3 protein-coding genes are annotated in these 6,926 nt (G+C 60.5%); all 3 read right to left on the bottom strand.

The features are described from left to right. Positions 1-601 precede the first annotated feature (601 nt). Positions 602-1,972: an HlyD family type I secretion periplasmic adaptor subunit gene (locus tag ACZBJS_RS41745; RefSeq protein ID WP_253587255.1), complete on the bottom strand. Its 1,371-nt coding sequence runs from the start codon at positions 1,970-1,972 to the stop codon at positions 602-604. Between the two features lie 8 nt (positions 1,973-1,980). Beyond that, positions 1,981-3,714, bottom strand: a complete 1,734-nt coding sequence (locus tag ACZBJS_RS41740; protein ID WP_463440259.1) for a type I secretion system permease/ATPase — start codon at positions 3,712-3,714, stop codon at positions 1,981-1,983. A gap of 190 nt (positions 3,715-3,904) precedes the next feature. Next, positions 3,905-6,913, bottom strand: a complete 3,009-nt coding sequence (locus ACZBJS_RS41735) for a beta strand repeat-containing protein (protein WP_463440258.1) — start codon at positions 6,911-6,913, stop codon at positions 3,905-3,907. Positions 6,914-6,926: the final 13 nt, after the last annotated feature.

Here is a 6,926-nt window from a genome sequence, read left to right as displayed (position 1 = left end):
CGATGTCGAGGCAACCTGGCGCAAGGTCGGCGAACTCCTCGACCTCTTTTCTGCACAAGAGTGCGCCAACTATCTCAAAAACTCAGGCTATGTTTCCGTATAAAAACAGCGCGCTCTAAGAGCGAGCTCGCCGGACATTGCTCTCCCGCTTTTTGGTTGCGTGGCGAAACGGACCGAGCGCTCTCCGCCGCGTTCGGCCGTTATGGCAATCGATGGTTCGCGTTCCGAGGTAGAGCAGCATTAACCAGGGATTGGCCGAAGGCGTAAGCAGAACCCGCGCTTCAGTTAGCTGTCTCACCGAATCTGGCTGGCCAGCTTGCGCCAGTGATAGCCACGTTTTTCGACGTCCTCGCGGATTTTTTCGCTCACCGATCGCACGGTGCGCTTCCTTTTGCGCCAAATTCCGCCCAAGTTCGATGGGAAGTCCGCGTCGGATAACCAGCAGATCGTTCTTCCCACTCAAGTATACATCATACATGAGAGCGCCCTGTTGCGGGGAGCAACATAGACCTATGCAGGGCATCGTTGGTGGCACGGGTGCCACAGCAATTTCAAAACTATTATGTCGGCGCCAGTTAGCTTCGAGGGATGCGTCCAAGGCTCACTTCTGCCGGAACGCGTGATTGAATGACATCACCAGCGGCCCGACGATGTAGTCAAAAGCGGTTCGCTGAATCGTCGGGATCATCACCGTTGCCGGCATTCCCGGATAAAGGCGAATGTTGGGCATGGTCGCCAGCTCGTCCTGATCGATCCGAACGAAGGCCGTGTAATAGGGATTGTTGGTCTTCGGATCAGTCAAGCGGTCCGCCGAGACCTGAATGACGTCGCCATGGATGATCGGAACGATGCGCTGTTTGTAAGCGGTTAGGTGAACTTCCGCGCGCGTGTTCGGATGCACGTCGCTGATATCCTCGACCGCCACCTGCGCTTCGATTGTGAGCGAATCCTCGTCGGGCACGATGTCCAGGATCTTGTCGCCGCGCTGAATCACACCGCCCACCGAAAACACGCTGAGGCCAACCACGCGTCCGGTATAGGGCGCACGAATTTCCATCCGGCCGAGCACGGCTTTGGCGTTCGTCGCCTTCGGGATAACCTCCAGGAGCTTGGCTTGCGTATCGCGCAAATCCTTCGTGACGTCTGTCATCCGATCGTTGTCGAACTGGGCGATCTGCTGCTCCTGCTCGGCGATCGCCTGGCGAGCCTTGGCGATGTTGGCGTTCGCATCGGCGATCTGGCCTTCGAGGCCGTACGCGGTCCGCTCCAGCTGCAGGATGCGGGGACGGGCGATCAACCCGCGTTCGACGAGCGGTGCGATGTCTTTGGCCTCCTTGCGCACTGAGTCGATCTGGTTGGTGAACGATTTCACCTGCGCTTCCGAGCCAACGATCTGGGACCCCAGCTGGTTGATCTTCTCGCGGACCACGCTTCTTTGTCCTTTGAGCGACGCCCTGCGGCTGTCAAACTGACTGACCTGCCCGTTCCAGACGCTTTTGAAATAGGGATCGTCAGAGCGCGCCTTCAGATCCGGCGGCATGACAAGCTGGGAGCCATGGTCAAGCTCGGTCAGCAGCCGGACCTCCGTTGCGCGCAGCACGGCATATTGCTGCGTCAGCACCTCATGTTCGGCGCGAGCTTGGGTCTCGTCCAGGACGATCAGCAGGTCGCCTGCGAGCACCCTGTCGCCTTCCCTGACGTGCAATTCCTTGACGATGCCGCCATCGAGGTGCTGAAGGCTCTTGCGGTTGCCATCGACCTTCACGACGGCATTGGCAACTACCGCACCGTTGAGCGGCGCACTCACGGCCCAAGTACCGATCCCGCCGAAAAAGACCGCGATGATCAGCCACCCCGCTATTGCAACCTTGCGAATGGAGTCGTTTGGCGATCCATCCTTGTTGGCGCGTTTTGTTCCGCGTGGGGCAGCAGCGGGACGCATCGACAGGTCTGTGACATCAAGCAATGTCATGATTTCTCCTAACCGGTCACTCCCCGAACTGCAGGAACCGGCACAGGTCGCGTGAGGCGCGCCAAGATTTCGCTCCGCGGTCCGAACATCTCAGCCACGCCTTCGCGCAACACCAATATCTTGTCGACCACGCCGATTGTGGCCGGCCGATGCGAAATGATCACCACCGTGGTTCCGCGCTTCTTCAGCTGCGTGATGCAGTCGGCGAGCGCCGCATCGCCCTCGGCATCAAGGTTCGAGCTGGGCTCATCGAGCACGACCAGGCTTGGATTGCCGTAAACCGCGCGTGCGAGGCCGATGCGCTGGCGGTAGCCTCCGGACAGGATCGCGCCGCCCTCCCCGACCTGGGTGTCGTAGCCATCGACGAGCCGCAGGATCATCTCGTGCACGTCGGCCATTCGCGCCGCCAGAATGATGTCCTTGTCGTCTCCGTCCTTGAACCGACAAATATTGGCTGCCACCGTATCGGCAAACAGCTCGATATCCTGGGGCAGATAACCAAGATGCTCGCCGAGCGACGACCTGATCCAGCTCGAAACGTCGGACCCGTCGAGGCGGACGGCCCCTGCGGATGGCGCCTGAACGCCGACAATATGACGCGCGAGCGTGGATTTGCCGGCGCCCGAAGGACCGATTATCCCCAGGACTTCACCCGGCTCGATCTGGAAGGTGACCCCGCGCAGAATAGGCTTCGATGTTCCAGGCGCAGCAAAAGACAGCGCTTCGACGGAAAGATGGCCCTCCGGCCGCGGCAACGTCAGTCCTGTTTCGCGCGGCGGGTTGGCCGCCAACAGCTCCCGCACCCGCAGGAATGCGCCGCGGGCCGAGACGAGACTACGCCAGGATCCAACGATTTGTTCGATCGGCTGCAACGCGCGGCCAAGCAGGATGCTGGCGGCAAACATGGCACCGGCGGTGGTCATGCGCTCGATCACCAGATAGGCACCAAGACCGAGGATCAGGGATTGCATCGAAAGCCGCAGGAAACGAATCATACTCTGCATGGTCGCCGCGCGATCGCTGGCGGCAACTTGGCGCTCGAGCATGCGGTCGCGGTCCCGGCTCCAGCGCTTCAGGAGGCCACCGGTCATCCCCATGGCGCGCACCACTTCGGTGTTGCGCAGGCTCATCTCGGTGAAGCCGTAATTTCGGTTCGCCGCCTCGCCGGATTCGGCGAGCGGAGGCTTGACGATCCATTCATTGAGAAATGCCATCAGCACCAGAATGACCGAAGATCCCAGTGCAAAGGCACCCAGGAACGGGTGCAGGCAAAAGATGACCGCGATGTAGATCGGCGACCACGGCAGATCGAAGATAGCGTGAATTCCGGACCCGGTGATGAACTGGCGGAACGTATCAAAATCGCGTAGCAGCTGGCTGCGCGCACCGCCGATCCTGGTCGAATGGTCAATGATGGCAGTCATCACGCGCGGCGCGATCTTCCGATCGAGGCGAATGCTGGTGCGGGTCAGAACACGAGCGCGCACGGCGTCGAGACCTGCGAGCGCCATGAACGCTAGTAATAGCGCAAGCGTCAGCATCAGCAGCGTGATCTCGCTCCCGCTCGAGATCACGCGGTCATAGACCTGCAGCATGTAGAGCGGGCCGGCCAAGTACAGCAGGTTAATGGCAAGGCTGAATATAGCCGCAGTTACAAAATAGCCTTGGCAGGCTTGCAGCGCCTCCCGGATTTCGTCCGGCCTTTTGCGAAGGGTACTCACGCGGAATCTGGCTGAAGCCATCCCTAAGAATGATGACTGACAGCCAATAGGCGACAGTCAAAAGGATCAAGTAAATCAATCATTCAATCTGTCCCACTTAGCATAGGCGGCAGCTGTACCAAAGCCGCTGCCGGCGCAAAAACGGCAGGAAGGTAAATCTACGGGGTTCAGCTCCTCTCGCGGTCCATTCCTTCCCTGGAGTTCACGCGCCTCAGGCTACGTGGTGCGGATCGTAAGTAATCATCGTGCCGTTCGTTGCGTCGGCCTTCTCGGCAAAGCCATTCGGATCGTATTGGCCGAGCAGGACGATATTGGCCGTATGCGCGCCGTCCGACACCGTCAGAGTGCCACCAGTTCCCGCCTGGTTCTCCGTGAAGCTCAACGTGGTGCCTGCGCCGAAACTGATGCCCTTGATGTCGATGTCGTCATTGCCATCGAGGCCGGTCACCATGCCGGAGAAGTGGAACGCATCATCCAGAATCAGGTGGCCAGCGGCGGTCGCGTCGAAGGTGACGCCTGCTGCCGAAGCTGCCCCGAACTCGATGGTGCCAGCCCCGCTGATCAAGGCGTTGCCGTTGCCGGTAACGTCGCCTTCTGCTGTGACCGTGCCGCCGTTGGCCCAGATCAGACCGCTGTTGGCCACCGCACTGGCGAGCACCAGCCCACCCGTGCCGGTTGCCTCCAGCGTGCCAGCGTTGGCGATCACGTTGGCTCCGGTGTCGATCACAAGGGCATGGGTGCCGGTGGCATCGATAGTGCCCTCGTTGCTCAGCGTCAGGCTGCCCTGCCCGATCTGGCCGGCACCCGAGATGACGTTGTCAACGTTGTCGAGTGTGACGTTCGAGGCCGTACCGGCGATGATGTTGTGATCGTCGTCGGACAGGAGCACGTGACCGCCGCCGTTGAGCGTAATGCCAGTCTGGATGATCTGGAGAAGCGTGTCGTCGCCGGAGGCCTGCAGGTCGATCTCGCCGGTGTTGTGGATGACGCCCGACAGCGGCAGCATCGCGCCGTCGCCGATTGTCATCTGGCCGGGATTTTCGACCGTCGGCGTCACGTCGAATTCGAAGTTCGCGGCGGTGAGATCCGATGCATGAACGCCATCGAGCGTGATCGTTTGGCCATCAGCCAACGTGATGACAGCATTGCCATGCGCGTCGTCCGCGGTGTGGGCTTGAACGTCCGCGAAACTTTGCCAGCCATAGCTGATCAGGTCGATGACGTCGGAGGACACCTCGAAACTGTGCACGACGTCGTTGCCAATCGGCTGCGAAAACACAAAGGTATCGTGGCCGCTTGAACCGGTCAGATGGTCATCGCCCGACCAGGCGAAAATTGGAGATCCCGGGGCGTACGCTTCGACATTGTCGCGAACCAGAATTGTGTCAAAGCTACCATCGGGATTGGCCCAGGTGGCGGAAATGGTGATAACCGCGGCTCCGACAAATTCAAGGGGCGTCGTAACGGTGAGCGCGCCTAAGTCGACGCCCGTTACGGCAAATGAACCGTCGCTAAGCTTGGTGCCGTTTGGTACGGTCCACCCCGTTGGCAGGCTTGTGATCGTCACTGAGACAGCGGCGTCGTTTGCTTCGGGTTGTTCCAGACCGAGATTAATCGGCTGCCCCGAAATACCCGCAGGAGCTTTTTTCGAGATAGTCAAAGATCCGCCACCTGTCCCGGGATTTCCCGAAAGGTCGGTCCAATACGGATCCGTGGCAGCCGTAGTGCCACTGTTGAAAACGCTGATTGTTGTACTATTGGAGCTGCCCTTGGTGAACGTCGCTGTCCAAGTGAGCCCGCCATCCGTGGACTGAAGGTTGCTCAAACTGGTGCCGTTTGAGCTATCGGCTAGCGATATATCTCCAAGCGTAAGATTAGTCACTTTTTCGCTGAATGTAAACGTGATCGTTTCGCTGTTGCCCGCAGGCAACGAGGTGCCACCCGTAATCGATATCACCGTCGGCGGAGTTGTGTCGGTCGCATTGATAGTGATGTTCGCAGTATCAATGGCTGTCGAAAATGCCGTCGTACCGCCATTGGATGACGTGTCCACCTTAACTCCGTTCGAGCCGCTGGTCTGATCCCAAGCACGGAAGGTGATGGCATTCGTATCTGTTCCGGCAAAGCCCGCGCTTGGCTGGAAGTAGAGCCGCGTGTTGGCGTCCGCCGAGAGGAGTAGGGCCGTGGTGTTCGACACTGCTCCTACAGCCGTCCATGTTGCGCCGTTATTTGTGGAAAAGAACCAGGTGCCGTGGCTCGTATCGGTACCCGTCAGTGCGATTCCGGTCACGGCCCCTGAATCGACGTCAGTAACATTGTCCAAGCCACCACTGGGTGGATTAAGATCCACCAAGCTAGAGACCAACGTACCGACAGCTCCTGCCGGCGCACCGCTGCCTTGGTTCTCGGCCGTGAGCACTGGCGTTTTGGACGGATCGAGAACTGGGGCGTCATTGGTGCCGGTCACCGTGATCTTCAGCGTCGTGCTGTTGGACACTAGCCCGCCCGGGTCCTTGGCCGTGTAGGTGAAGGTGTCCACCGCCGTGACACCCGTGGCGAGACTGTTAGCGGTGTCGGCCACATAGCTGTACGAGCCGTTCGCATTCAGCGTCAGATGACCGTAGGTGCCCGCGATCGAGGTCGCCACCCCAACGCCCTGCGTCACCGACCCCGTTCCGGCAACCACGCCTGAGACCACCAGCGTGCTGGTTGCATTGTCGACGTCGGTATCAGCCACCGATCCGCCCGTGGTGCCCTGAATCACGCCATTCGCGGCAGGCATGGTGAGGGTCGCGTCCTCATTGACTGTCCCAGTGTCGGCGTTGGCAACCGGCGCGTCGTTGGTGCCGGTGATCGTGATCGTCTCGGTCTGCGCCACCGTCGCACCCTGCGCGTCCTTCACATTGTAGGACACCACGATCGTCATGTGCTCGCCGACCGCCAGGCTGTTGAACGCCGGGTCGGTCGGATCGACCGTCAGCGTCGAGCCCGACAGGCTCACCCCGGCCGGCGCCGTCGAAGACGAGGCTCCGCCGTCGACCGCATAGCTCACATCGGCAACGCTCAGCGTCGCCGTCTCGCCGTGGTCGGGATCGCTCGCCCCGCTCAGCAGGTTCAGCGGGTACGACGCAGCACCTTCCGCCGCCGTCGAGGTCAGCGCCGCCGCAACCACCGGCGCGTCGTTGGTGCCGGTGATCGTGATCGTCTCGGTCTGCGCCACCGTCGCACCCTGC

This window comes from Bradyrhizobium sp. KZN70725 (assembly GCF_055264925.1).
This window is presented reverse-complemented; position numbering and strand designations above follow the sequence as displayed.